Genomic DNA, 574 nt, shown 5'->3' on the forward strand with positions numbered 1-574 from the left:
GCTTCACCCTGCGCGGTGGAAAATGACGGCGAGCGGGTATTTTGGACGCCTCAGCCAGTGGCCGAGGGGGCAGCGCTTGACGGCGTGTCGCGTGCGCTGAATATTGCCTTGCATCCTGACGCTGAAGCCTTTTTTACCACGCAGTATGCCGGGGATATGGAAGCGCACTTTGCCGATATCGATTGTCTGCTACTGCAATCGTGGAGCGAGGATGATTTTGTGCGTATGCAGGAAAATCTGATCGGACATTTGCTGACGCAAAAGTTTAGCCACGACGGAATCAGAAATGGCCCTGATCTCGTTATCCAATGTCAGCGGTGAAGTGTGGCTTGAAACCTTTGGTACACGTGAACATCGGGTGCTGGCCCCCTCTTTGTTTGTGTTCCTGCAACAGCTGCAACCGAGAGTAAGATGATTTTTGTCCGCGCTATCTGGCGGATATGCGTGTAAGAGATATCTTACATTTGTTGTGAGATATCTCTGTGTTTTACCCATTTTACGCGCTTTTTTTAAATTTTTATCCTTTTAAATTAATGTATTATATTTTTCTTTGCATTCAGGGTTTCAGCGTAAA

The 574-nt window shown here is 47.6% G+C and carries 1 pseudogene; it reads left to right on the forward strand.

Features of this window, described 5'->3' with window-relative positions:
• A pseudogene (syd, locus tag J5224_RS34185) lies at positions 1-415 on the forward strand (SecY-interacting protein); the annotation flags it as partial.
• Between the last annotated feature and the right edge of the window lie 159 nt (positions 416-574).

The organism is Candidatus Symbiopectobacterium sp. NZEC135 (assembly GCF_025962695.1).